General features: G+C 65.8%; 22 protein-coding genes. 21 read left to right on the top strand and 1 reads right to left on the bottom strand.

Features of this window, described 5'->3' with window-relative positions; translation table 11 throughout:
* The first annotated feature begins 37 nt into the window (after window positions 1-37).
* The 21 genes from ACE10Z_RS08290 to ACE10Z_RS08190 all read left to right on the top strand — a co-directional run bounded on the left by ACE10Z_RS08290 (window position 38) and on the right by ACE10Z_RS08190 (window position 24175).
* On the top strand, window positions 38-814 hold the full coding sequence (locus ACE10Z_RS08290) for an ABC transporter ATP-binding protein (protein ID WP_375787488.1): 777 nt from the start codon (window positions 38-40) through the stop codon (window positions 812-814).
* Window positions 811-1533, top strand: a complete 723-nt coding sequence (locus ACE10Z_RS08285) for an ABC transporter ATP-binding protein (RefSeq protein WP_375787487.1) — start codon at window positions 811-813, stop codon at window positions 1531-1533. The genes ACE10Z_RS08290 and ACE10Z_RS08285 overlap by 4 nt, the downstream gene beginning before the upstream one ends.
* Before the next feature lies 1 nt (window position 1534).
* Complete coding sequence (locus tag ACE10Z_RS08280) at window positions 1535-2449, top strand: branched-chain amino acid ABC transporter permease (RefSeq protein WP_092124380.1); 915 nt, start codon at window positions 1535-1537, stop codon at window positions 2447-2449.
* A 3-nt stretch (window positions 2450-2452) separates the two neighbouring features.
* Window positions 2453-3526 carry a branched-chain amino acid ABC transporter permease gene (locus tag ACE10Z_RS08275; protein ID WP_375787486.1) on the top strand — a complete coding sequence of 358 codons (1074 nt, stop codon included), beginning with the start codon at window positions 2453-2455 and terminating at the stop codon, window positions 3524-3526.
* A gap of 30 nt (window positions 3527-3556) precedes the next feature.
* Complete coding sequence (locus tag ACE10Z_RS08270; RefSeq protein WP_375787485.1) at window positions 3557-4744, top strand: ABC transporter substrate-binding protein; 1188 nt, start codon at window positions 3557-3559, stop codon at window positions 4742-4744.
* 87 nt (window positions 4745-4831) lie between these two features.
* Window positions 4832-5560 (top strand): LamB/YcsF family protein, encoded by a 729-nt coding sequence (locus ACE10Z_RS08265; protein WP_092124377.1) that lies wholly within the window; start codon window positions 4832-4834, stop codon window positions 5558-5560.
* A 38-nt stretch (window positions 5561-5598) separates the two neighbouring features.
* A complete protein-coding gene (locus ACE10Z_RS08260; RefSeq protein ID WP_021082329.1) occupies window positions 5599-5841 on the top strand; it encodes an acetyl-CoA carboxylase in 243 nt (80 codons plus the stop codon).
* Between the two features lie 14 nt (window positions 5842-5855).
* Window positions 5856-7256, top strand: a complete 1401-nt coding sequence (locus ACE10Z_RS08255; RefSeq protein ID WP_375787484.1) for an acetyl-CoA carboxylase biotin carboxylase subunit — start codon at window positions 5856-5858, stop codon at window positions 7254-7256.
* Window positions 7257-7299: 43 nt separating this feature from the next.
* Entirely contained in the window at window positions 7300-8175 is an 876-nt protein-coding gene (locus tag ACE10Z_RS08250; RefSeq protein ID WP_375787483.1) for an allophanate hydrolase subunit 1, read from the top strand.
* Window positions 8165-9142 carry a biotin-dependent carboxyltransferase family protein gene (locus tag ACE10Z_RS08245; RefSeq protein WP_375787482.1) on the top strand — a complete coding sequence of 326 codons (978 nt, stop codon included), beginning with the start codon at window positions 8165-8167 and terminating at the stop codon, window positions 9140-9142. The genes ACE10Z_RS08250 and ACE10Z_RS08245 overlap by 11 nt, the downstream gene beginning before the upstream one ends.
* Before the next feature lie 210 nt (window positions 9143-9352).
* Window positions 9353-10318 (top strand): LysR family transcriptional regulator, encoded by a 966-nt coding sequence (locus tag ACE10Z_RS08240; RefSeq protein ID WP_375787481.1) that lies wholly within the window; start codon window positions 9353-9355, stop codon window positions 10316-10318.
* Window positions 10319-10423: 105 nt separating this feature from the next.
* Window positions 10424-11383 carry a helix-turn-helix domain-containing protein gene (locus tag ACE10Z_RS08235; protein WP_375787480.1) on the top strand — a complete coding sequence of 320 codons (960 nt, stop codon included), beginning with the start codon at window positions 10424-10426 and terminating at the stop codon, window positions 11381-11383.
* A gap of 193 nt (window positions 11384-11576) precedes the next feature.
* Window positions 11577-13601: a hydantoinase/oxoprolinase family protein gene (locus tag ACE10Z_RS08230; RefSeq protein WP_375789776.1), complete on the top strand. Its 2025-nt coding sequence runs from the start codon at window positions 11577-11579 to the stop codon at window positions 13599-13601.
* A 3-nt stretch (window positions 13602-13604) separates the two neighbouring features.
* Complete coding sequence (locus ACE10Z_RS08225; RefSeq protein ID WP_375787479.1) at window positions 13605-15566, top strand: hydantoinase B/oxoprolinase family protein; 1962 nt, start codon at window positions 13605-13607, stop codon at window positions 15564-15566.
* 110 nt (window positions 15567-15676) lie between these two features.
* Window positions 15677-16783: a TMAO reductase system periplasmic protein TorT gene (torT, locus tag ACE10Z_RS08220; protein ID WP_375787478.1), complete on the top strand. Its 1107-nt coding sequence runs from the start codon at window positions 15677-15679 to the stop codon at window positions 16781-16783.
* A gap of 88 nt (window positions 16784-16871) precedes the next feature.
* Window positions 16872-18410, top strand: coding sequence for a sugar ABC transporter ATP-binding protein (locus tag ACE10Z_RS08215; RefSeq protein ID WP_375787477.1), 1539 nt, complete (start codon window positions 16872-16874; stop codon window positions 18408-18410).
* Entirely contained in the window at window positions 18407-19423 is a 1017-nt protein-coding gene (locus ACE10Z_RS08210) for an ABC transporter permease (protein WP_375787476.1), read from the top strand. Before ACE10Z_RS08215 ends, ACE10Z_RS08210 begins: the two co-directional genes overlap by 4 nt.
* Window positions 19416-20429, top strand: coding sequence for an ABC transporter permease (locus tag ACE10Z_RS08205; RefSeq protein WP_375787475.1), 1014 nt, complete (start codon window positions 19416-19418; stop codon window positions 20427-20429). The genes ACE10Z_RS08210 and ACE10Z_RS08205 overlap by 8 nt, the downstream gene beginning before the upstream one ends.
* On the top strand, window positions 20429-21319 hold the full coding sequence (locus tag ACE10Z_RS08200; protein WP_375787474.1) for an FAD binding domain-containing protein: 891 nt from the start codon (window positions 20429-20431) through the stop codon (window positions 21317-21319). The genes ACE10Z_RS08205 and ACE10Z_RS08200 overlap by 1 nt, the downstream gene beginning before the upstream one ends.
* A 15-nt stretch (window positions 21320-21334) precedes the next feature.
* Window positions 21335-21793, top strand: coding sequence for a (2Fe-2S)-binding protein (locus ACE10Z_RS08195; RefSeq protein ID WP_375787473.1), 459 nt, complete (start codon window positions 21335-21337; stop codon window positions 21791-21793).
* 15 nt (window positions 21794-21808) lie between these two features.
* Window positions 21809-24175 carry a xanthine dehydrogenase family protein molybdopterin-binding subunit gene (locus ACE10Z_RS08190; RefSeq protein WP_375787472.1) on the top strand — a complete coding sequence of 789 codons (2367 nt, stop codon included), beginning with the start codon at window positions 21809-21811 and terminating at the stop codon, window positions 24173-24175.
* 23 nt (window positions 24176-24198) lie between these two features.
* On the opposite strand, the gene ACE10Z_RS08185 is transcribed toward ACE10Z_RS08190, so the two are convergent.
* Window positions 24199-24957 (bottom strand): SDR family NAD(P)-dependent oxidoreductase, encoded by a 759-nt coding sequence (locus tag ACE10Z_RS08185; protein WP_375787471.1) that lies wholly within the window; start codon window positions 24955-24957, stop codon window positions 24199-24201.
* Window positions 24958-24974 lie beyond the last annotated feature (17 nt).

Genomic DNA, 24974 nt, shown 5'->3' with positions numbered 1-24974 from the left:
AGATCAATCCGTCGGTTCCGGGTGAGAAGGCGTTCAGATGATGTCCGAGGGTTTGGAGTTGGTCGCTCGCGGTGTCAGCGTCCAATTCGAAGGCCTGAAGGCGCTGTCCGACGTTACACTAGCCGTGCCGCGGGGGCGTATCGCCGGACTGATTGGCCCCAATGGGGCCGGCAAAACCACCCTTATTAATGTATTGACCGGTTTCCAGCCGGTCGGCGCGGGCACCGTGGAGCTGGAAGGCGAAACGCTCAACGGCATTGCAGCGCACATGCTGCGACGCAAAGGCGTGGCACGGACCTTCCAGTCAGGCCGCCTTTTCCGCGATCTGCCCGTCATGGACAACCTGGAAGTGACCGGCGTCGGCCTCGGCCAAGGCCGTCCCGACGCGATCAGCGAGGCCGAGCGGGTGATGGCCTGGCTCGGCATTTCGCATCTCGCCAACAGCATTGCCGGCGCGCTGCCCTATACGGACGAGCGCCGCGTTGCCATCGGCCGCGCCATCATGGGCACGCCGCGATATCTGCTGCTCGATGAACCGGCGGCGGGCATGTCGGAGCATGAGAGCCACGAACTCGCCGCCATCATCCGCAGGATCGCATCCGAGCTCAATGTCGGTGTGCTGCTGATCGAGCACAATATCGGCCTCGTGCTGGAGCTCTGCGAGCGCATCTTCGTGCTCGATTCCGGCGAGATCATCGAAGTCGGCCCACCCGCCCAGATCCGCAACAGCGATGCCGTGCGGCATGCCTATATGGGCACGCAGCGCGACGAATTGATTGTAGCGGTCGCAGCCGAAGCGGCCGTGGCGTCATGACCGCACTCGTCGTCGACGACATCACGGTCAGCTACGGACGCCTCACGGCGCTTCGCGGCGTGACATTGACGGTCGACGAAGGCGAAATCCTGTTCGTGACCGGCCCCAACGGCGCCGGCAAGTCGACGCTGCTCAACGCCATCGCAGGCGTCGTGCCGCCGGGCTCCGGCTCCATCATGATCGACGGCGCAAGGATCACCGGCGCCGCGCCCGAAGACATCGCCCGGCGCGGGTTTTCGCTGGTGCCGGAAGGACGCAACGTCTTCGGCGCGCTGACGATCGAGGAGAACTTGAAGGTCGGCACCGGTATGCGCGCCGACCGCAAGACAATCGCCGGCGACCTGGATCAGGTCTACCAGGAATTCCCGATGCTGGCCGAGCGCCGCCACAGCCCGGCGGGCATGCTCTCCGGCGGCCAGCAGCAGATGCTGGTCATCGGCCGCGCGCTGATGGCCGCGCCCCGCATCATGGCGATCGACGAGCCGTCGCTGGGTCTCGCGCCGAAGATCATCGACCAGGTCTACGAGATCCTGCTGCGGCTACGGGCCCAGCGCAAGCTCACGCTGCTGATCGTCGAGCAGAGCTCGACGCGCGCCATGATGACGGGCGGGCGGATGGTGCTGATCCGCGGCGGCCGCATCGTGCTCGAGGGCCCCGCGGTCGACATGGTCAGGGACGAACGCCTGAAGCAGACCTATTTCGGCTTCGGAGATCACTGAGATGCGCGAGCTGCTCCAGATCATCTTCGACGCGCTGAGCCTCGGCAGCCTGTATGCGCTGGGCGCGCTCGGCATCGCCCTGATCTTCGGCGTCATGCGGCTCGTCAATTTCGCTCACGGCGATTTCATCGCCTTCTGCGTCTTCGCCATGCTGTGGCCGTCGATCGACGCGGCGGCGATCGTGTTTGCCGGCCAGTTGCCGTTCTATCTCTTGATCCCGCTGCTGCTGCTGATCGGCGCTGCGCTGTCCATTCTGTCGGAGGTCGTCGTCTTCCGCCGCTTCCGCAACGCCAACCCGGCGACGATGATGATCGCGTCATTCGCGCTCGGCTTCGTCATCCGGCATCTGCTGCTGATGCTGTTTTCCAGTCGGCCGAAGTCGATCACGCTGTGGCCGAGCCTTGGCCTCCCGGTCGAAGTCCTCGGCGCGCACATCCCGATGCTCCAGGTCGTGACCATCATCATCACGCTGGCCGTGCTTGTGATCCTCGTCCTGTTCCTGAAGCGCACGCGCTACGGGCTCGAGATGCGCGCGGCGGCAGATAATTTCACCATGGCGCGCATGCTCGGGGTCCGCGCCAACGGCGTGATCCTGCTGGCCTTCGCCATTAGCGGCATGCTGGCGGCGGCGATCGGCCTGATCCTGGCGACCAATTCCGGCACCGCCGACATCGGCATGGGCGCCAACGTGATGCTGATCGCGTTCATCGCGACCGTGATCGGCGGCCTCGGCAGCATTCCCGGCGCCGTTGCCGCCGGCTTCCTGATCGGTGCGGCCAGCGTCGTGTTCCAGGCGACCTTGCCGCACGACGCCCGCGTGTTCCGGGACGCTTTCGTCTACGGCGCCGTCATCGTCGTCCTTCTGGTGCGGCCGCAGGGCCTGTTTGCACCAAAATCCGCCAAGCAGAGGGTCTGATCGATGTCGCAGCGGCCGTCCGTCATCCGGCAAACGATCATCACGCCGATCGTGCTGATCGTGGCGCTGCTCATCATGGCCGCCCTCTCCTATCAATTCGGCAGCCGGGCCTTCAACCGCACCGTGGTCGAGATGTTCATCAACATCATGGTGGTGGTCGGCCTCTACGTCTTCGTCGGCAATTCGGGCCTGCTGTCGTTCGGCCATATCAGCTTCATGTGCCTCGGCGCCTACATGACCGCCTGGCTCACCATTCCGCCGGTGATGAAGTCGATCACGCTCAAGGGCCTGCCGGCGTGGCTGCTCCACGCGCAACTGCCTATGTGGGTGGCGACGCCGATTTCCGGCCTGTTTGCCGCATTGTTCGCGCTGATCGTCGGGCGCGTCATCATGCGCCTGTCGGGCATAGCCGCCTCGATTGCGACCTTCGGCCTGCTCGGCGTCATCAACAACGTCTATTCGAACTGGGATTCGGTGACGGGCGGACAAGGCTCGATCGTCGGCATTCCGCCCACCATGAATGTCTGGACCGCATGGATCGGCGGCGCCGTGGCCATCGCGATCGCCTATCTCTATTCGATCTCGCGCTCGGGGCTCGCGCTGCGCGCCACGCGCGACGAAGCAGTCGCCGCCAGCGCCTCCGGCATCGACATCGTCCGCGAACGGCTGATCGCCTTCGTGGTCAGCGCCTTCATTATCGGGCTCGCCGGCGCGCTGTACGCGCATTTCCTGAGCATCGTCAATCCAGGCGCATTCTATCTGCGGACCACCTTCATCACGCTGTCGATGCTGGTGGTCGGCGGCATGTACAGCCTCAGCGGCGCCGTCTCGGGCGTGGTCGCGATATCGGTGCTGATCGAGCTGTTCCGCGATCTCGAGAAGGGCATCAGCCTGGGCGGGCACACCGTCGGCCTGCCGAACGGCGTGCAGGAGATCGCGATCGGCATCATCACCATCGTGATCCTGATGTACCTGCCGACGGGATTGACCCGCAACCGGGAGTTCTCATGGCGCCGATGGCCGTTGCGGCGGCGCCTGACCCGGCCCGTCCAGACCGCACTGAAGGAACTGCACTGACGCTCGTTTGTAAAATTGGAGGAGTGGGATATGCGCTTTACGACATTACTCGGCATCCTGGCCGGAGCATCCGCGCTCTGGTTCACGCCGGCCCAGGCGGCCGACGAGATCGTCGTCGGTTTTGCGACCGCGGCATCCGGATTCATGCAGGCCTATGACAAGCCGGCGCAGGACGCGGCGCTGATCCGGATCGATGAGATCAACAAGGCCGGTGGCCTGCTCGGCAAGAAGATCAAGCCGGTGTTTGCCGACACCAAGACCGATCAGGCCGAAGGCGCCAAAGCCGGCCTTGCGGTGCTCGACCAGGGCGCCGACCTCGTGATCGTCTCCTGCGACTACGATTACGGTGCGCCCGCGGCGCTGCAGGCGCAGGCCGCCGGCAAGGTTTCCTTCTTCCTCTGCGCCGAATCGATCAAGGCTGGCATTCCCGGCGTCGGCCCGTTCTCGTTCTCGGCCTCGGTGCTGGCACCGGTGCAGGGTGCAACCATGTCGGAATGGGCGTACACTAAGAAGAACGCGCGCAGCTTCTACCGGCTGCTCGACAGCTGGACCGTCTACAACAAGGGCATTTGCGACGGTTTCGACTGGATGCTGCCGCGCCTGAAGGAGGCCAAGCTGGTCGGCAGCGACACCTTCAAGAACGACGACGCCTCGATCGCGTCGCAGATCACGCGCATCAAGAGCCTGCCGAAGGAACCCGACGCCATCATGCTCTGCACGATGATGCCGGGCGCCGTCTCCGCCATCAAGCAGATCCGCGCCGCCGGCATCAAGTCGATGATCCTCAACGGCTCCGGCGTCGACGGCAGCTACTGGTTGAACGCCGTTCCCGATCTGTCGAACTTCTATGTTCCCGTGCAGGGCTCGGTCTACGGCGACGATCCGAACCCGAAGGTCAACGAGTTCAACAAGAAGTACAAGGAAGTCACCGGCGGCGACCCGTCCAGCCAGTACGTCTATCCGGGCTACGTCCTGATCGATGTGTGGGCCAAGGCGGTCGAACGCGCCAAATCGACCGATGCTGCGCCCGTCGTGGCCGAGCTCGAGAAGATGAAAGACGAGTCCACGCTGTTCGGGCCGCGCACCTTCACCAAGGACATCCACCACCAGAACCAGGGCCGTTACCTGATCGTCGACACCGAGGCCGGCAAGCCGAAGGTGATCGACCAGTGGACGATCTCGGAAAAGATCCCGCTCGATTATCTGGTGTCCAAGTAACCCGGCAACGCGCCGCCCCGGTGCGCCGGACGCACCCGGGGCGGCCGCGATGGTCGTATGCAAAGCCAGTTGGAAGGAAATCAGGAGATGGTCGTGATCAACTGCGACATGGGCGAGGCCTACGGCCTCTACAAGATGGGCGACGACAAGGCATTGATGCCCCATATCGACGTCGCCAACGTCGCCTGCGGCTTTCATGCCTCCGACTTCAACCACATGCGCAAGACGGTGCAGCTCGCCAAGCAGTTCGGCGTCAAGGTCGGCGCGCACCCCTCGCTGCCGGATCTGCAGGGATTTGGCCGCAGGGAGATGAAGATCGGCCGCGAGGAGCTGACCAACTGCCTGCTCTACCAGATCGGCGCCCTCAAGGCCTTCCTGGATGCCGAAGGCATGGCGCTCAATCATATCAAGCCGCACGGTGCGCTCTACGGCATGGCCTCGCGCAACGAGGACATCGCCGAAGCCGTGGCTGACGCCGCCGATGTCTACAAGGTGCCGCTGCTCGGCATGAAGGGAACGCTGCACCAGCAGGTCTATGAGCGCCGCGGCCATGCCTTCGTCGCCGAGTACTATGCCGACCTCGACTACAATGCCGATGGCAGCCTGATTATCACGCGCGAGCACGAAGCGAAGGATCCGGCCGACGCCGCCACCCGATGCGCGAGAGCCGTCAACGAGGGCAAGACGCGTACGGTGGCGGGAAACGACATCGTGGTCGGCGCCGATTCGATTTGCATTCACTCCGACACGCCGAACGCCGTCGCCATCGCGGAGGCCGTCCGCGAAGCGGTTCGCCCCTATCTCACCGCGCGCTAAGCCGTCGCGACAAAAAACCAACGACCCACGAGGAAACCATGGCAACGCAGCAGATCTTCTCGCCGCTCCCGGGCATCTTTTACCGCAAGCCCGCCCCCGACAAGCCGGTCTACAAGAACGACGGCGACGTCGTAGCGGAGAGCGACACGATCGGGCTCATCGAGGTGATGAAATCGTTCAATGAGGTCAAGGCCGGCGCCGCCGGCAAGATCGTGCGCTTCCTGGCCGAGAACGAGGACGCCGTGATGGCCGGCCAGCCGATCGCCGAAATCGACGTTTGAGCCCCCGACCAGCCATGGCGATCAAGAAGCTCCTCATAGCCAACCGCGGCGAGATCGCGGTGCGCATCATCCGCGCAGCGCGCGATCTCGGCATTGCGACGGTCCAGGTCTACAGCAAGGCCGACAAGGATTCGCTCGCGGTGAGACTAGCCGACGAGTCGGTCGATATCGGTCCGCCGCAGGCCTCGAAATCCTATCTCAACCAGGCGGCCATCCTCGCCGCGGCGCAAAGCGTCGGTGCCGACGCCATCCATCCCGGCTACGGCTTCCTGGCCGAGAATGCCGAGTTCGCGGGCGCGGTCGAAGCCGCCGGATTGATCTTCGTCGGCCCGACCGCGCGATCGATCCGGCTGATGGGCGACAAGGTCGCGGCGCGCGAGGCGGCCGCCTCGGCCGGTGTGCCTACCGTGCCCGGCAGCCAGGGGCGGCTGGAGTCTGCGGATGCGGCTTTCGCGCTGGTCGAGAAAACCGGCTTCCCCGTCATGATCAAGGCCGCCGCCGGCGGCGGTGGACGCGGCATCCGCATCGCACGGTCCGCCGAGGAATTTCATCATCTGATGCCGCAGGCGCAGGCCGAAGCGCTCGCAGCTTTCGGCGACGGCGGGCTCTACGTCGAGAAGCTGATCGAAGGCGCGCGGCACATCGAGGTCCAGGTGCTCGGCGATGGACGCGACGTGATCCATTGCTTCGAGCGCGAATGCTCGTTGCAACGGCGCCGCCAGAAGGTCTGGGAAGAAGCCCCCTCGCCCTCGCTCACCCAGGCCGTGCGTGAAGAACTCTGCACGTCGGCCGTGGCGCTGGCCAAGGCGGTCAACTACCGTGGCGCCGGGACGCTCGAATATCTCTACGACGACAGGACCGGCGAATTCTACTTCCTGGAGATGAATACCCGCATCCAGGTCGAGCATCCCGTCACCGAAATGGTCACCGGCATCGACCTCGTGTGCGAGATGATCCGGATCGCCGGCGGTGAGCCCTTGCGCATTCGCCAGAACGAAGTGCGCGTCAGCGGCCATTCGATCGAGGTCCGCATCAACGCCGAAGACCCCGCCAGGAACTTCCTGCCCAATCCGGGTACGGTGAGTGCGCTCAGCGTGCCCGGCGGCGACGGTGTGCGCTTCGACAGCATGCTCTATCAGGGCTACACGGTGCCTCCGTTCTACGACAGCCTGCTCGGCAAGCTGATCGTGCACGACAAGGATCGGCCGAGCGCGATCAGAAAGCTCGAGCGTGCGCTCGCCGAGCTCAGCGTCGAGGGCATTTCCACGACAAAGCCCCTGCACCAGGCGCTGGCGCGCGACGCCGACGTCAAAGCCGGACGCTTCCATACGGCATGGCTCGAACCGTGGCTGGAGTCCCATGCCGCCGGCCTTGCCACCGCTCAGCCGCCATCGGCCGCGAAGGTCGCGTCATGATGGCGAGAGAATCCGCCCCGTCAGCAACAGGAGGCCGCTAGTCATGCAAACTCGATTTTCCTTCGGCGGCGACGAGCACATTTTCGCCGAGGTCGGCGAAGCGATGTCGCTCGAGGCCTTTTTCAAGAGCCTCTTCATCACCAATGCGGTGCGCGATGCCAAGATCAAGGGCGTCACCGAGATCTGCCCGGCAAACGCGTCCTATCAGGTCAAGTTCGATCCGGATCAGATCAAGCCCGACGATCTGCTGGCCGAGCTGAAGCGGCTGGATTCCGCATCCGAAAAATCGGAACCGGTGATCAAGACGCGGATCATCGAGATTCCCGTGCTGTACAACGATCCCTGGACGCATGAGACCCTAATGCGCTTCCGCGAGCGTCATCAGGACCCGAACGGGACCGACCTCGAATACGCCGCGCGCATCAACGGCCTCGATAGCGTCGATGCTTTCATCAAGGCGCATTCCAGCGCGCCCTGGTTCGTCTCGATGGTCGGCTTCGTCGCCGGCCTGCCGTTCCTCTATCAGATGGTCGAGCGCAAGCGGCAGCTTCAGGCGCCGAAATATCTGCGCCCGCGCACCGACACGCCGAAGCTCACCGTCGGGCATGGCGGCTGCTTCAGCTGCATCTACTCGGTGCGCGGCGCCGGCGGCTATCAGATGTTCGGCATCACGCCGATGCCGATCTATGATCCCAACCAGAACATCAGCTATTTGCGCGACTTCATGTGCCTGTTCAAACCGGGCGACATCGTGAAGTGGAAGCCGATCGACCGGGCTGCCTATGACGCGGCGGTCGCCGACGTCGACGCCGGCCGCTTTGCGCCTCTGATCCGCGACGTCTCGTTCTCGCTGACCGAGTTCAACCGCGACGTTGACGCCTACAACGCCAAACTCGATGGAGTTCTCCATGGCCGTTAAGGTTTTGAAGCCGGGTCTTGCGACCACTGTCCAGGATCTCGGACGTCCGGGCTATTATCACATCGGCATCCCGCTCTCCGGCGCCATGGACCGTCACGCGCTGGTCGCCGCAAATCTGCTGGTCGGCAACGAGGCGGGTGCTGCCGTGCTTGAGGCCGTGTTCATGGGACCCGAGCTCGAATTCACCGCGGACGCGACCGTCGCGGTCACCGGCGCGGAGCTGCCGCCCAAGCTCGACGGCGAGCCGCGCGAAAGCTGGACCAGCTTCAGGGTGAAGCGCGGCCAGATCCTCTCCTTCGACTTCCTCAAGCAGGGTGCGCGCGGCTACATCGCGGTCGCCGGTGGCATCGACGTGCCAGTCGTCCTCGGCTCGCGCTCGACTTACGCGCTGGGCGCGCTTGGTGGCTTCAAGGGCCGCAAGCTCGAGGCCGGCGACGAGCTGCCGATCGGCAGTGCCGCCGCGACGGGCAAGGACGGACGCAGCGTTGCCAGGGAATTGCGCGGACAACCGGCAGGGATGCCGACGGAACTGCGCGCCATGCCCGGTCTTTACTGGCACCGCATCACCGAGGCGGCCGGCAACGGCTTCTTCTCCGACACCTGGAAGGTCGCGCCGGAAGCCGACCGGATCGGCTACCGCTTCAAGGGCGGCAAGCCGCTCGAATTCGTTCCGCGCGAACCGCCGTTCGGCGCCGGCTCCGACCCGTCCAACATCACCGATGCCTGCTATCCCTACGGCTCGATCCAGGTTCCCGGCGGCACCGAACCGATCGTGCTGCATCGTGACGCAGTCTCCGGCGGCGGCTACTTCATGGTCGGAACCGTGATCGCCGCGGACATGGATCTGATCGGCCAGCTGCAGCCCAACACGCCGGTGAAGTTCGTCAAGGTCGACATGAACCAGGCGCTTGCGGCCCGCAAGAGCCGGTCGGAATTGCTGGGCAAGCTGCACAACGCTCTGGCGTAGCCGCCGGCAGCCGCTGCCCTATCCACCAAAGACCGCGGCCACCGATCGGGGCGACCGCGCGTATTCCAGGCTTCAGGCCGTCGGTTGCGGCCTTTCGCGCATGATATAGACGTCACCGCGCGCTCTGCACCTGTCGGCACGAGAGTTGCAACGAATGCAGCCGGGCTGAGAAACACCGCTCATGAGCTAGGCAACATCGGAACAACCGCGATGTCCGTTTCTCTGAAACAGATCCGCTACTTCGTCGCCGCCGCCGAGACCGGGCGCATCAGCCAGGCGGCCATCGACCTCAACGTCTCGCAATCCGCGGTCACCGCGGCCATTCAACAGCTCGAAGCGACCGTCTGCGCCCGCCTGCTGGAACGTGCTCCGAACGGCGTGACCGTCACCATGGAGGGCAGCCGCTTCCTGTCCCAGGGCCGTCAAATCCTCGCCGCCGTCGCCGAAGCGGTGCGGAACACGCAGATGTCGGCAGGACCGCTGTTCGGGACGATCCGCGTCGGCGTCACCTACACCGTGTCGGGCTATTTCCTGCCGCGCCATCAGAAACGCTTCCAGGCAAGCTTTCCCGGCATCACGATCGAGCTGTTCGAGGCGCCGCGCGACGTGCTCGAACGTGCGATCGTCGATGGCGCACTCGATCTCGCGGTGATGCTGGTCTCCAACCTGCGCGACAACGCCAAGCTGACCAGCGAGACGCTGCTGCGATCGCCGCGCCGTCTGTGGCTTGCGCCCGAGCATCCGCTGACCCGCGCCGAGCGGGTCTATCTCGCTGACATCGCCACCTATCCTTACGTCATGCTCACCGTCGACGAGGCCAAGCACACCTCGATGCGCTATTGGAGCAACGCCTCGCTCGAACCGAACACGATCTTCCGCACCTCCTCGGTCGAAGCCGTGCGCTCCATGGTCGCAGGCGGCATGGGCATCGCCATTCTCTCCGACCTGATCTACCGGCCTTGGTCGCTGGAAGGACAGCGGATCGAGACCCGCGTCATCGAAGACGAGGTGCCCAGCATGGATATCGGTCTTGCGTGGCGGCGCGACATCAAGCCGTCGGAAGCCGCGATAGCGTTCCGCGATTTCATGCGCTTTGCGGTGGCAGGCGTAGGCCCGGCCCGGCCCCCGGTCAGCATGGATCATCGGCACCAGGCCGAGGAGGCGATCGAAATCTAGACCATCTGTTTCCGTTTTATTCGACTTGACGCCGTCCGGCAGTCCTCGCCAAACTTTGGCCGGGACACGACGACCGGAGGCACAGCCGGCGGCGGGGAGTGAGACATGCAAGTCACCTACACGACCAACGACATCCCGTTGCAGACCCGCCGCCAGTACTGGCAGGAGGTCGTCTCGAAGACTTATTACTCGCTCGACCTGCGCTTTCCGAGCACCCGCGACTTCAATGCGCGCCTCGGCGCCTGGTCGATGGGCCCCCTCTCGGTGTCCCGCAACATTGCAAATGGCCTGCTTTACAAGCGGCATGAGCGGCATCTGCTGAGCGAGCGCGAGGAATCCTTCTTGATCACGGTGCCCGAGCTTGCCGAAATCCGTTTCGAGCAGGACGGCAAGGTGGTGCACTGCCGGCCGGGTGCGTTCCTGATCGAGCGCAGCCACCTCCCGTACGAGTTCAGCCATCAGGATCCAACGGCGCTGTGGTGTCTGAAGATCCCGAGCGCGGTGCTGCGCGCCCGCATTTCCCGGCCCGAGCGTCTCGCCACGCTGCAATTCGACGCCAGCCGCAGCGTCGGTGCGCTGTTCGTCGACACGTTGCGCCTCTCCGGTGAGCGGATCGAGGAAATGGACGAGACGGCGCGCGCCATGATGGGCAAGCACCTCATCGAGCTGCTTGCGATGGCCATCGAATCCGACGACCGCGTGCTGACCGGCCACTCGTCCTCCGTACGAAATGGCCATCTGCTGCGCTGCGAGCAGTTCATCCGCGCTCGCCTCGACGACATGCGGCTCACGCCGCAGATGGTCGCCGACGGCTGCGGCATTTCGCTGCGCTATCTGCACCAGATCTTCGAGGGTGAGGGCCTGACCGTCTGCGCCTACATCCGCAATCAGCGGCTATCGATGTGCGACGCCTTGCTGCGCGATGCAAGCTGCCGCAAGAGCATCTCCGAAATCGCCTATCAATGGGGCTTTGCCGACCAGGCGCAGTTCAGCCGCAACTATCGCGGCCGGTTCGGCTGCACCCCGAGCGAGGCGCGCGCCACCTCGCGCGCCGCCAACGCCTGAACACGGCAGCGCGACCGCACCCATCTGACCGCTGAGCCGACCGTTCCCCGGGCAGCCCGCCACCGGTCCGGGCACGCATGGCCCGCCATGCGGTTCGCTCTCTCGCACAAGTCTTCCTGCGCTCAGCGTCAAGAAGGCGGGCCGCCGCTCTGCCTAAGATCGGCGAAACGCTTGTTCGAAAGGAAGTCGCATGGTGCAGGACCTTCGTGTGGCTGTCGATGTCGGGGGCACGTTCACCGACATCTGCATTATGGACGAGACGACAGGTCTCATCCGCATCGAGAAGACCTCCTCCACGCGCGATCCGATCGAAGGCATCATGGGCGGCGTCTCCAAGGCCGGCATCGATCTTTCCAGGGTGGCGCTGTTCTCGCACGGCACGACGGTTGCCACCAACGCGCTGATCACCCGCCGCCTGCCCCGCACCGCCGTGGTCACGACCAAGGGGTTCCGCGACGTCATCGAGATCAGACGCGCCAACAAGGAAGACCTCTGGGACACCTACAAGGACGTTGTCCGGCCCTACGTGCCGCGGCGCGATCGCCTGACCGTGCCCGAGCGCGTCGATGCCGGCGGCAAGGTGATCGAACCGCTCGACGTCGAGGCTGCGCGCGACGTGGCCCGCATCCTCAAGCGTCGCGGCGTCGCCGCGGTCGCGGTCTGCTTCATGAACGCCTATCTCAACGGCGCCAATGAGCGCGCGATGCGTGACATCCTGCTGGCGGAGATGCCCGACATTCCGGTGTCGATCTCCTCGCAGGTGCTTCCCGAGATATTCGAGCATGAGCGGTTCTCGACCACGGTTGCCAACGCCGTCGTGAGCCCGGTCGTCGTCAACTACACGAGCCGGCTCGGCGAACGCCTCGCCCACGAGGGCTACACCCGCGATCTCCTGCTGCTGCACACCGGCGGCGGCGTGATGACGCCGGCGAGCGTCAAGGACTTTGCGGCGCGCCTCGCCGGCTCCGGTATCGCCGCCGGCGCCATCGCCAGCCGCTATATCGCCGGCCTGTGCGGCTTTCCCAATTCGATCGGCCTCGACATGGGCGGCACGTCGACCGACGTGTCGCTTGCCTATGAGGGCCGCTCGCGCGTCACCAAGGACTGGCACATCGAATTCGGCTATCCGATCCGCTTCGCCTCGATCGAGGTGCTCACCATCGGCGCCGGCGGCGGCTCGCTGGCCTGGACCGACCCGGCCGGCTCCCTGCGCAACGGCCCGCAATCGGCCGGAGCCCATCCGGGACCGGCCTGTTACGGCAACGGCAACACCCAGCCGACCAACACCGACGCCAACGTGACGCTGGGCCGGCTCGGCACCGACCTCGCCGGCGGCAAGGTGAAGCTCGACCCCGAGCTGGCGCGAAAAGCCGTCGAGAGCGGCGTCGCCAAGCCGTTCGGCCTCGGCCTGCACGAGGCCGCAGACGCCATCGTCAAGGTCGCCAATGCCAACATGTCGGATGCGGTGCGGCTGATCTCGATCAGTCGCGGCTACGACCCGCGCGACTTTGCGCTGGTGGCGTTCGGTGGCGCTGGCGCGCTGCATGGCGTCGACGTCGCGCGCGAGCTGTCGATACCCGTCGTGATCGTGCCGCCCAATCCCGGCGTGACCTCCGCGCTCGGATGCCTGCTCGTCGACATGCAGCACGATTTCTCACAGAGCTGCATGGTCGACGCGGCCGACGCCGACGCCGCCGAGATCGAAGCGCAGTTCGCCGAACTTGAGAAAGCCGCGCTCGCACGGCTGACTCATGAGGGCGTCGCGCAGAAGGATATCGTTCTGCAGCGGTCGATCGACATGATGTACCGCGGCCAGTGGCGTTCGCTCGCGGTGAACGCACCGCAGCCGATCGGCGCGATCGCCGACCTGGTGCAGAGCTTCCACGCCGAGCACCAGCGCGAATATAATTTTCGCCGCGACAGCGCGCCGGTCAGCTTCTTCCGTCTCAATCTGAAGGCGGTCGGTGTGGTTCCCAAGGCCGAGTTTGCCGTTCACAAGCCGACCGGCGCTAGCCCCGAGCCGGTTAGCCGCCGCAGGGTCTGGTTCGAGGGCAGCGGGCTCGATACGCCCGTCTATCGGCGCGACGACCTGCCCTGCGGCTTCTCCTTTCAAGGCCCCGCGATCATCGAGCAGCTCGATGCGACCACCGTGGTTCCGCCCGGCGCCGCCGCCGAGGTCGACAAATATCTCAACATCATCATCCGCGTGAAGGAGTGAACCATGGCCGGAGCTCTCCCGCTCGACCCCGTAACCTTCGAGGTTCTGAAGAATTCCTTCATCACCAGCGTCGACCAGATGGGCGAGCAGGTGCTGCGGACCTGCTACTCCTTCGTCATCTACAACCGCGACTTCTCGAGCGCGCTGCATGACGCCAACGGCGAATGCGCAGCGCAAGGCAACCAGGATATCGCCGTCCACGTCGGCACGCTGCATTTCACCTGCAAGGACGTGATGCGCCATTTCGAAGGCGACATGCATGAGGGCGACGTCTTCGCGATCAACGATCCCTATGCCGGCGGCACGCATTTTTCCGACGTGCGGCTGATCCGTCCGATCTTCGCCGACGGCAAGATCATCGCCTTCAGCCAGTCCAACGGGCACTGGTCGGACGTCGGCGGCAGCGTACCGGGATCGTTCGACGTCGCCGCCCGCGAGATGTTCCGCGAGGGCCTGCGCATCACGCCGGTCCGCCTGTTCGACAAGAACGGCTTACGCAAGGACGTCGCACATCTGATCGCCTCCAACACCCGCGACCCGGCCTCGATCATCGGCGACATCCAGGCACAGGCCGAGGCAACCGCCGTCTGCGAACGCGAGATCCTGCGTCTGGTCGGCAAATACGGCCGCGATACCGTCGAGACCGGGCTTGCCGCCGTGCAGGACTATGTCGAGCGCTCGGCACGCCAGCGCATCGCAGCGCTGCCCGACGGCGAATGGGAAACCGTCGACTACATCGACCGCGATCCGGCCGGCGGCGAAGGCATGATCCCGATCCGCATCAAGATGACGATCAAGGGCGACCGCGCGATATACGACTTCACCGGCAGCCATCCGACCATCGGCTCGATCTACAACTCGGCGTTCGGCGCGACCTTTTCCGCCGTCGCCGCCGGCATGAAGACCTTCTTCCCCGATCTGCCGCTCAATTCCGGCTTCTACCGCTGCTTCGAGATCATCGCCCCCGAAGGTTCGATCGTCGATGCCAAATGGCCGATCGCGGTCACCGGATTCCTGATGCCGTTCGAGAAGATCATGAACTCGATCTACGAAATGTGGTCGAAGCTGATGCCGGAGCGCGCGCTCGCCTGCGCCTTCAATCTCGAATATCTGCTCACCGGCGGTCTCGACGCCCGCAGCGCCGACAAGCCGATCTTCATGTTCTACGACTGGCTGCCCGGCGGCTGGGGCGGCCGCAACGGCAAGGACGGCAGCAATGTCACGACCGCCTGCTTCGGCACCGGGCTGATGTCGCAGCCGGTCGAAGGCCAGGAGCGCGCCAACCCGATCCTGACCACCGAATGCGAGATCCTCAAGGACTCGCCCGGCCCCGGCAAATGGCGCGGCGGCGCCGGCGTGGTGAAGACGTCGCGGATGCTGCAGGCCGAGAAGACCGTGATCTCCTATATCTGCGACCGCGAGCGCGCCATCGTGTGGGGCATCGAGGGTGGCCTGCCGTCGATGCCGCACGGCTTGACCTTGAAGCGGGCCGGCAGCACAGCCGAGGAGCGATTGGGCTCGATCTTCTCGGACGTGCCGATCGGCGAAGGCGACGTCTTTTCGCGTCCGACCGCCGGCGGCGGCGGGTTCGGCGATCCGCTGGAGCGCGATCCGAACCTCGTGATCGAGGACATCAAGGACGACTATGTCTCGGTCGAGCGTGCCGCCAAGGACTATGGCGTCGTGGTGCACACCATCGATGCCGAGCTCTGCAACTACGAGGTCGACAAGGTCGCGACCGCTGCGCTCCGGACCAGGATCCGCTCCGAGCGCGTCGCCAACGTCCGGCTCGATCCGGAGAAGGTGGCGCAGCGCTACCGCAGCGGAGAGATCAACGCGTTCGACGTGATCCGAAAGCACGCGGTGATCCTCGACTGGGGCACCGGCGCGCTGCTTCCCGAATCCACCCGTCAATTCCGCGAGGCATTCGAGCGGCGCTCGGTCGCGATGTGGAAAGCGGGCTGATCGTCACCGGCAGCCGCGCCGGCAGACGGCGCGGTCCACCAAAAGAGGATTCGAAGCCGTCGCCTCCCCTGCATCGCCTGCACTTTCATTCAAACCATGAGGATTGCGCTATGACGATCACGACGTGCCTTTCTTCCAACCGACTGTGGCCGATCCGCTCCGTGCTCGGCATCGCCGCGGCCCTCGCCCTTGCCGGCACCGCCATGCCGGCGGCGGCCGGGACCGAGACACCGTGGTTTCCAATGAAGGTGTACGACGCGTCATCCGGCACGCCGAAACCGGCGGACTATACGCCGCTGCCGAAGGCCGAGAAGCCCTACAGGCTGTGCGTGCTGTTTCCTCACATGAAGGACAGCTTCTGGGTCGCCGTCGCGTACGGCATCGTGAAGCAGGCCGAGGCGATGAACGTCAACATGAACCTCTACGAGGCTGGCGGTTACGAAAATCTGCCCAAGCAGCTTTCGCAATTCGATGACTGCATGGCGAGCGGACCGGACGCGATCATTGTCGGCGCGATCTCCGGCGCGGGCCTCAGCAAGAAGTTCGAGGAAGCCAAGGCCAAGGGCGTGCCGGTGGTCGGCGTCACCAATCCGCTGCCGCCGAACGCACTGCCCGCGGCCAATTACGTCGACTTTGTCGCCATGGGCGAGGTCACCGGCGAGGGCCTGCTGGCGCAGACCAAGCCCGGCGACAAGCTCAACATCGTGACATTCCCCGGTCCAGCCGGCTCGGGCTGGGCGGAATCGTTCAATGAAGGGTTCAAGAAGGCAATCGCCGAGAACTCGAACGCCAAGATTCTGGCCGAGAAGTTCGGCGACTCCGGCGTCGCCGTGCAGCTTCAGCTCATTCAGGACGCATTGCAGGCCTATCCCAACATGAACGTGATCTGGGGCACCGCCCCCACCGCCGAAGCCGCCATTGGCGCTGTCGCCGAGGCGGGCCGAAGCGACCTGAAGATCGTGTCGTCCTACGAAAACCAAGCCATGCTCGACGCGCTGAACCGCGGCGACATCCTCGCCTTCGCAACCCAATATCCCGTCGGCGAAGGCGCGATCGCGATCGACCAGGCTGTGCGTCTGATCGAGAAGAAGCCAGTCATGAGCCTGGTCCAGCCGGTGGCCACGGTGATCGACAAGACCACGGTGCCGAAATTGCAGATGGATCTCGTGCTGGCGCCCGCCAGCTGGACGCCGGTCTATTCGGTCAAGGCCAAGTAAGCGTGCACAAGTAAGCACGGCCAAGTAAGCCGGCCCGAACGGCCGAGGCGGGAGCCGTGCTCCCGCCTGCTGGCTCACGGAGAAGCGGATGAATGTCGAGATCGACCCGAAGCCGGCCGAGCCCTTGCTTCAGTTGCGGGGGATATCGAAGCGATTCACCGGCGTCCGTGCGCTCGACCGCGTCGACCTCGATGTCCGTGCCGGCGAACTTCACGTCCTGTTCGGCGAGAACGGCGCCGGCAAGTCGACCCTGATCAATGTCGTATCCGGTACGTTTCCCCCCGACGAAGGCACGTTCCATTTCGGCGGCGAGGAGATCCGCCATCTGACGCCGCAGCGCGCGCGAGAGATCGGCATCAGTCCGGTGTTTCAGGAGTTCTCGCTGATCCCAAGCCTCACCGTGGAAGAGAACCTGTTCCTCGGCCGCGAAGTCACGCGCGGCGGAATGTTGCGCGCGCGCGAGATGCGCAAGCGCGCCAGGACGCTGATCGACGAGCTCGGCTTCGACCTCGATCCCGCGCAACGGATCGACGACCTGTCACGCGCGCATCAGCAGATGGCCGAGATCGCCAAGGCCCTGCTCGGCCGCGTCCGCCTTTTGATCCTCGACGAGCCGACCGCTTCATTAACCGAACGCGAAACCGGGCGGCTGTTCGAGCTGATCGCGCGCCTGAAGAGCCAGAATGTCGGACTGATCTACGTCTCGCACCGCATGCGCGAAATCCGCGCCCTTGCCGACCGTGTGACGGTGCTGCGCGACGGCCGCCACATCCGGACCCTCGATGCCGCGAGGTCGACGGACGGCGAACTGGTGGAACTGATGACCGGCCGCACGATCGACCTGCTGTTTCCGGCCATCGCCCACCGGCCGGACAAGGTGATGGTCGACGTCGAGAACCTGACGCTCGCCGACGGCAGCGTCCGGGAGGTCAATTTCCACGCCCGGGCCGGCGAGATCACCGGCATCGCGGGCCTCGTCGGCTGCGGCAAGTCGGAGCTGATCCGCGCGATCTACGGCATCGAGCGCGCGTCAGCGGGCGCGATCCGGATCGACGGCGCGCCTTACGAATTTCCAACCCCAAGGCATAGCCTCAAACGCGGCGTCGCCTACTTTCCCGCCAACCGGATCGCCGAAGGGCTCGCGCTGTCCCGTCCGATCCGCGAGAACGCATCGATGACCGGGCTCGACCTGCCCGCCTTCGCCCGCTTCGGTGTCTTACGGCAGGCCGCCGAACGCGTGACGATCGCGGGCATCATGGAGCAGCTGCAGCTGAGGCCGCCGAACATCGAACGGAGCGCCGGCGCCCTGTCGGGCGGCAACCGTCAGAAAGTAATGCTGGGACGCGCGCTGACGCGCGAGCTGACCGTGTTCCTGTTCGACGAGCCGAGCGTCGGCATCGACGTCGGCGCCAAGCTCGAGGTCTACGAGTTCATGAAGCGCCTCGTCGAGGCCGGCGCCGCCGTGATCGTGGTGTCGTCCGAACTGCCCGAGGTGCTGGCGCTGTCGAACCGGCTTTACGTCATGCATCAGGGCCGCATCGCCGCCGAGCTGACGGGCGCCGAGAAGACCGAGCAGAATGTGCTTTCGAGCTTCTTCCGTGATCATCTCGCCGCGGAGGTCGCATGAACACGGCCTTGGTCGCCGCAGCGCCACGGGGCTCGGTCAGCCTCCGGTCGATCGCAGGCCGGATCGGGCTGCTGCCGGCCCTGCTTGTGGTGCTCGTGGCCGGCATGTCGGCGGTCGATGCGCAGTTCTATGGCATCGTCAACGTCCTCAACATCCTGCGCAACGCCTCGCTGCTGGCAATCGTCGCCTGCGGCCAGGCACTGGTCATCATCGGAGGCGGCTTCGATCTCTCGGTCGGTGCGGTGGTCGCCCTGGCGAGCGTCGTCACCGCCAAGACCATGGCGGCCACCGCGGCCGCATTTCCCGGCTCCAACGTCCTCATCATCGCGAGCGGGGTCGCGGCCGGGCTCGGTTGCGGCGTCGCGGTCGGGCTCGTCAACGGCTTGTGCGTGGCAAAGCTCAAGGTCTCCGGCTTCGTCGTGACCCTGGGCACGATGTCCGCGACCGCTGGCGTCGGCCTCATGATCACCAACGGCATCCCCGTTTACGGCATGCCCGAGATATTCGTGAAAGGCTTCGGACGGGCCCAGGCATTCGGTCTGCCGACCGCCGCCCACGTCGCGCTGATCGTGATCCTGGTGATGGTGTTTGCACAGCGGCGCACGCTGTTCGGCCGCTACGTTTACGCGATCGGCGGCAATGTCGATGCCGCCGTGGTGTCGGGCGTGACGATCCAGCGCCATATCGTCGGCACCTACGTGGTCTCGAGCGTCCTTGCGGCATTGACCGGCATTCTGCTGACGGCACAGGTCGGCTCCGGCCAGGCAAGCTTTGGCGGCGACCGGATGATGCTGCAGTCGATCGCCGCCGCCGTGATCGGCGGCGTCAGCTTGCGCGGTGGCGTCGGACGCATCGAGATCGTCGCCATCAGTGCACTGTTCCTGACCATCCTTGGCAACGCACTCAACCTCCTGCACGTCGACTCGCGGCTCCAGCCGGTCTTCCTCGGCGTCATCATGGTCGCCGCCGTGGCGCTCGACGAACTGAGCCGACGGAGCAAGCCGCGTGTCTGATCTCGAATTGACCGTTGCCGCCAAGGACACCGACCGGCCGAAACTGACGCTCGGCGGCCGGCTCTGGAGCGCGGTCCTGCCGGTCGCATTGGCAGTGTTGTTGCTCGGCTTCGCCGCGGTCGACCGCGGGGTGCTGTCGCCGGCCAATCTGCTCAACATCGCACAGCAGACCAGCTATCTGGCGCTGTTCGCGATGGCGCAGACCGTGGTCATCCTGACGCGCGGCTTCGACCTTGCACTTGGCCCGACGGTGTCGATGGTCAGCGTCGGCAGCGCGCTCGCGATGGCCGGCGCCACGGCGTCTGGTCACGACGCGGCCGCCGTGCTGCTCGCCGGCCTCGGCGCCGGCTTCGCGCTCGGTATCTCGTGCGGCCTCTTCAATGGCGTGGTCGTCGCGCTGCTCGGGGTCAATCCTTTCGTCGCGACCCTCGGCAGCTACAATATCGCGATCGGGATTGCGACCACCCTTTCGGCCGGACGGCCCGTGCAAGGCGTGCCGGCGCCGTTCTCGCAGATCTTCTACAGCGGCAGCATCTTCGGCGTGCCAGCGGCGATTGTGATCACCTTCGCGGTCGGCATCGCGCTTCATTTGCTGCTAGGCCGCACCGTGTTCGGCCGGTCGCTCTATCTGATCGGCACCAACCCGCGTGCCGCGGCGATCGCCGGCCTGCCGGTCAGGCGCATCCTGGTCGCGACCTATGTGCTGTGCTCGGGACTTGCCGCGCTCGGTGCGATCATGATGACGGCGCGAACCGGATCGGGTGAGCCGAACCTCGGCGGCGCGCTCTCGCTGCAGGCGATCGCCGGTGCCGTAGTCGGCGGAACGAGCCTGGCGGGCGGACGCGGCGGCGTCGGCACCGCCGTGCTCGGCGCCCTGTTCATCACCATTCTCTCCAACGGCATGAACCTCACCCGGATCGACGGATACGTCCAGATGGTCGTGCTCGGCGCGATCGTCGTCATCGGCGTGCTGCTGGATCGCCTGCGGCAGGAGCGGCGGCAATGATGTCAGGCTCTCCCATCGAGAACATCCCGGTCTCGTCGCGCGATGCGCCGGCATCGATCTATGTCGCGCCATCGCTCGCCGCCGCACTCGGTGCGCTGAGCGAATATGGTGCGGCAGGTGCCCCCTTGGCCGGCGGCACATGGATCATGCGATCGCCGATCCGGCACGAACCGCTCAGGACCCACTATGTCGCCATCGGAAGGATCGCCGAGCTGACCGCGATCCGGATCGGCGGCGATGCCATCGAGATCGGCGCGGCGGTCACGCATGCGGCGCTTGCGGCAGCCTTGGCCGACCTTCCGGAATATGCCGGTCTCGCAGCAGCCGCTGGAGGCTCGGCCAACCCCGCGATCCGCGCGATGGCGACGATCGGCGGCAATCTCGCGACGTCGGAGTTCGCCGCGGCGGATTGCGTGCCGGCGCTGCTCTGCCTCGATGCCGATGTCGAGATCTCCGGCCGCGACGGCCGCGAGCGCATCGGCCTGGCGGATTTCCTCGCGATCCGATCAACGCTCGCGCCCGGCCGCCTGGTGACACGGATCATCGTGCCGCGAGCGGAGCGCAAGGCGGCCCATGCCCGCCTGCCGTTGCGCCGAGCGGGCGATTATCCGGTCGCCATCGTCAGCCTATCGGTCAGCGTCGATACGGCGAACCGCGTCCAGGCGGCGCGGATCGCGGTCGGATCGGTCGAACCGAGCGCGCGCCGCTGGCCGCGCCTTGAAGCGGCACTTCTCGGACGCCCACTCGACGCCGCAGAAGCGGCACAGATTGCGGCCGAACTCATCGACGAGTTCGTCGGCCGCGACAGCGTCGATGCGCCGGCCTGGTATCGTGTCAGCGTGCTACCCGGCCTCGTCCGCCGCGCCGCGATCGCTGCACTTGGCTCATGAACGCGCGGAGATGACATGGGATTCAACCTGACCGTCAACGGCGATCGCCTCTCCTCTGCGGCCGATCCTGCCACCCCGCTGGTCGATATCCTGCGCGAAGAGATGCATCTGACCGGCGCGAAGCCCGTCTGTCGCGAGGGCTTTTGCGGCGCCTGCATGGTGCTGGTCGACGGCGAGCCCACGCCGTCGTGCCTGCTGCCCGCTGCGCTGGCCGATGGCCGCGAGATCCGCACCGTCGAAGGCCTTGCGCCTCAGGGAATGCTGAACCGCATCCAGGCCGCGCTCGAGGCCAGCGATGCCGTCCAGTGCGGCATGTGCTTTCCCGGCATGGTGGTGAGCCTGACGCATTTCCTGACGACCCAGCCGGATGCCACCCGTGACGACATCCTGATGGCGCTGACCGGAAATATCTGCCGCTGCACGGGCTATGAACGCATCGTCGAGGCGACACTGCTCGCCTTGGCCACGACATGATCGGGAGACGCAAGGATGTCAGACGTTTCCGCAACGATGGATTTGCGCCGGCGTGACGCCGCCGACAAGCTGCGTGGCCGCACGCGCTACACCATCGACCGGTATCTGCCCGGCATGCTGCATGCCGCGGTGCTGCGCGCCGCCGTGCCGGCGGGGCGGATCTTTCGTCTCGATACGTCCAGAGCGGCCCGCATGCCGGGCGTGCGTGCGATCGTGACGGCGGCCGATGCGCCCGGCATGGTCGGGATCGGCATCGCCGATCACCCGCTGTTCGCGCGCGACGTCATTCGCTACGACGGCGAACCGCTCGCCGCGGTCGCAGCGGTCACATTGGCACAGGCGCAGGCCGCACTCGCGGCGATCGACGTGGAGATCGAACCTCTCCCCGCGGTATTGACCATGGCGGACGCGCTGGCGTCGGACGCGCCGCTGGTTCACCCGGACTGGCGCGACTATGAGGTCTTGCTCGAAGGCAGCGCGCGTGGCGGCAACGTCGCCTGGGAAGCGACCGTCGTTCGCGGCGACGTCGATGCCGCCTTTGCCCGGCCCGACGTCGAGATCGTCGAAAGCTGCTTTCGCGTCGGCCGGCAGAACCACGTCGCCTTCGAGCCGCGCGCAGTCGTCGCGAGTTACGAGGACGGACGCTTCCACATCGAGACGTCAACGCAAGTTCCTTGGAGCGTCCGCAATGCGACCGCGCGCCTGCTGGGCGTACCGGCCTCGCAGGTCCGCGTCACGGTGCCGCCGGTCGGCGGCGGCTTCGGTCTGAAGTTCGATCTGGCCGTTGAACCCTTCGTCGCCCTGCTCGCCCGCGCCAGCGGCCGGCCGGTGCGCCTCGTCAATTCGCGCGAGGAGGAGATGCTGACCTGCCTGTTCCGCGAGAACGCCGATATCCGCATCCGCTCGGCGGTGACGCGCGCGGGAGACATCGTGGGGCGCGAGGCGGTCGTCCTGATGGACTGCGGCGCCTATGGCGGCGAACAGATCTTCCTGACCACCATGACCGCGCACACGCTCGGTGGAAACTACAGGCTTGGAAGCGTGCGCATGGTCTCGCGCGCGGTCTATACCAACACGGCGCCGAACGGCGCGTTCCGCTGCTGCAACGGCGTTTACAACACCTTTGCGCTCGAGCGCCACACTGACGAGATCGCAGCGAGGATCGGGATGGATCCGCTTGCCTTCCGCCGCCGCAATGTGCTCGGCGACAGGGATCTCGGCGCCACCGGCCAGGTGTTCGAAGGCGATGTGCTCGGCCCGATGCTCGAGCGGATGGATACGCTGCGCGATGCGGCAGCGCCGCCGGCGCGCACCGACGGCCGGCTCTATGGACGCGCGACCACCGTCGGCACCTGGTTCGTCTTCGTCGGCCCATCGGCCGCGACGGTGAACATGAATGCCGATGGCACGGCGACGCTGGTCACGTCGGGTGTGGAGATTGGATCCGGCTCGATGATGCAGAGCCTGCCGCAGATCGTGGCCAGCACGCTCGGCATTACGCCCGAGCATGTGATCGTCCGCGCGGCCGATACCGATGCAGCCGGTTATGATGTCGGCGTCGGCGGTGGCCGCACCACCGTTTCGCTCGGCGCGGCCAGCCTGTCGGCGGCGCAGGAGGTGCACACCAAGCTCTTGAAGGTCGCCTCCGAGATGATCGAGGCTGCGCCCGATGATCTCGTCATGCGCGACGGGCGGATCGAGATCGCCGGCGCGCCGGGCTCCGGCCGCACGGTCGCGGAGGTCGCGACCCGTGCCCAGGCGCTGGCTGGCCCGGTGTCCGGCACCGGCGCGTTCACCGGCGCCGGCGTGCCGGCGATGCCGAGCTGCGTCGCCGGACATTTCATCGACGCGATCGACATCCCCGTCTTCGCGGTCCACGACTGCGAGGTCGCCGTCGATCCGGAAACCGGACACGTCGAGGTGCTCAGCTATCGCGTGGTGCAGGACGTCGGCCGCGCGCTGAACCCGCGCGCCATCCATGGCCAGATCCAGGGCGGTGTCGTGCAGGGGCTGGGTTATGCGTTGCACGAGGAAGTCACGATCGGCAGCAACGGCCGTGTCTGCCAAAGCGGTTTCGAGACCTATCGCGTGCCGCTGGCGCTCGATGTCGTGCCGGTGGAGATCAGTCTTTACGAGGGGGCGCCGTCAATCGGACCGCTCGGGACCAAGGGTGCCGGCGAGGTGCCGATCCTGAATGTCGGAGCCGCCGTCGCATGCGCGGTTGCAAACGCCACCGGCAAGCGCGTCCAGGCCCTTCCATTGACCCCGCCACGCGTGCTCGAACTGCTACTCGATCGCAAGCAGGATCTGACCCTTCCCCACATTGCCGATGCGTGGGCCGACAATCTGACACGTTCGCATCAGACCGCTCCCGAGACATAGCAACAAGCCGGCGGGCGTTGTCGCTAGACCCAGCCGCCGTCGACGATATGGCTCTGGTTGGTGCAGGCGCCGCTGTCATCGGCGGCGAAAAACAGGACGACGCGGGCGATGTCGTCGGGCACGAGCTTGCGCTTAAGACATTGGCGCTGCATTAGCTCGGCCACGCCTTCGGGCGTCAACCACAGATCCTGCTGCCGCCGGGTCATGATCCATCCGGGCAGGATGGAGTTGACCCGCACATTGTGCGGCCCGAGATCGCGGGCCAGCGCGCGGGTGAGGCCCTGAACCGCTGATTTGGCGGTGGTGTAGCACGGCATGTTGCCCTGGCCGATCACCCAGCTCACCGAACCGATGTTGACGATCGAACCGCCCCCCGCCTGCTTCATGTCGGGTGCGACCGCCTGGGCGCTGAAGAACTGATGCTTCAGGTTGACGGCGAACCGCTCGTCCCAGAATTCCGGCGTGACGTCCTCGATCGTGTGACGGTCGTCGCGCGCCGCATTGTTGACCAGGATGGTGATCGGCCCGAGCGCCTCGCGGATGCCGGCAACCGCACGTCGCAGCGCGGCGATATCGCGCAGATCGGCGTGCTCGAAGTGCACGCGGGCATGCGCTCCCAAATCGGACAGCAGCTGCTCCGAGGACGTCAGATCGATATCGATGAATCCGACCCGCGCACCCTGGCCGATGAACTGACGGACGATGGCCTCGCCGATGCCGGAACCGCCGCCGGTTACCAGGACGGTCCGGTCCTTGAGGCTTGGATAGATGGCACCCTGCATTGGCATTCTCTCGCTTT

Origin of the sequence: Bradyrhizobium sp. Pha-3 (assembly GCF_042258615.1) — a bacterium.
In the GTDB taxonomy this organism is placed as follows: domain Bacteria; phylum Pseudomonadota; class Alphaproteobacteria; order Rhizobiales; family Xanthobacteraceae; genus Bradyrhizobium.
The sequence above is the reverse complement of the archived record's forward strand: the minus strand, read 5'-3'. Positions and strand labels throughout refer to the sequence as shown.

Excerpts from the sequence above, each read along its gene's own strand:
- ACE10Z_RS08260 (WP_021082329.1), top strand. The coding sequence starts at position 5,599 with ATGGCAACGCAGCAGATCTTCTCGCCGCTCCCGGGCATCTTTTACCGC.
- ACE10Z_RS08200 (WP_375787474.1), top strand. The coding sequence starts at position 20,429 with ATGTCAGGCTCTCCCATCGAGAACATCCCGGTCTCGTCGCGCGATGCG.
- ACE10Z_RS08185 (WP_375787471.1), bottom strand. The coding sequence starts at position 24,957 with ATGCAGGGTGCCATCTATCCAAGCCTCAAGGACCGGACCGTCCTGGTA.
- ACE10Z_RS08235 (WP_375787480.1), top strand. The coding sequence starts at position 10,424 with ATGCAAGTCACCTACACGACCAACGACATCCCGTTGCAGACCCGCCGC.
- torT (WP_375787478.1), top strand. The coding sequence starts at position 15,677 with ATGACGATCACGACGTGCCTTTCTTCCAACCGACTGTGGCCGATCCGC.
- ACE10Z_RS08210 (WP_375787476.1), top strand. The coding sequence starts at position 18,407 with ATGAACACGGCCTTGGTCGCCGCAGCGCCACGGGGCTCGGTCAGCCTC.
- ACE10Z_RS08195 (WP_375787473.1), top strand. The coding sequence starts at position 21,335 with ATGGGATTCAACCTGACCGTCAACGGCGATCGCCTCTCCTCTGCGGCC.
- ACE10Z_RS08190 (WP_375787472.1), top strand. The coding sequence starts at position 21,809 with ATGTCAGACGTTTCCGCAACGATGGATTTGCGCCGGCGTGACGCCGCC.
- ACE10Z_RS08255 (WP_375787484.1), top strand. The coding sequence starts at position 5,856 with ATGGCGATCAAGAAGCTCCTCATAGCCAACCGCGGCGAGATCGCGGTG.
- ACE10Z_RS08275 (WP_375787486.1), top strand. The coding sequence starts at position 2,453 with ATGTCGCAGCGGCCGTCCGTCATCCGGCAAACGATCATCACGCCGATC.
- ACE10Z_RS08280 (WP_092124380.1), top strand. The coding sequence starts at position 1,535 with ATGCGCGAGCTGCTCCAGATCATCTTCGACGCGCTGAGCCTCGGCAGC.
- ACE10Z_RS08215 (WP_375787477.1), top strand. The coding sequence starts at position 16,872 with ATGAATGTCGAGATCGACCCGAAGCCGGCCGAGCCCTTGCTTCAGTTG.
- ACE10Z_RS08265 (WP_092124377.1), top strand. The coding sequence starts at position 4,832 with ATGGTCGTGATCAACTGCGACATGGGCGAGGCCTACGGCCTCTACAAG.
- ACE10Z_RS08285 (WP_375787487.1), top strand. The coding sequence starts at position 811 with ATGACCGCACTCGTCGTCGACGACATCACGGTCAGCTACGGACGCCTC.
- ACE10Z_RS08225 (WP_375787479.1), top strand. The coding sequence starts at position 13,605 with ATGGCCGGAGCTCTCCCGCTCGACCCCGTAACCTTCGAGGTTCTGAAG.
- ACE10Z_RS08270 (WP_375787485.1), top strand. The coding sequence starts at position 3,557 with ATGCGCTTTACGACATTACTCGGCATCCTGGCCGGAGCATCCGCGCTC.
- ACE10Z_RS08290 (WP_375787488.1), top strand. The coding sequence starts at position 38 with ATGATGTCCGAGGGTTTGGAGTTGGTCGCTCGCGGTGTCAGCGTCCAA.
- ACE10Z_RS08250 (WP_375787483.1), top strand. The coding sequence starts at position 7,300 with ATGCAAACTCGATTTTCCTTCGGCGGCGACGAGCACATTTTCGCCGAG.
- ACE10Z_RS08240 (WP_375787481.1), top strand. The coding sequence starts at position 9,353 with ATGTCCGTTTCTCTGAAACAGATCCGCTACTTCGTCGCCGCCGCCGAG.
- ACE10Z_RS08245 (WP_375787482.1), top strand. The coding sequence starts at position 8,165 with ATGGCCGTTAAGGTTTTGAAGCCGGGTCTTGCGACCACTGTCCAGGAT.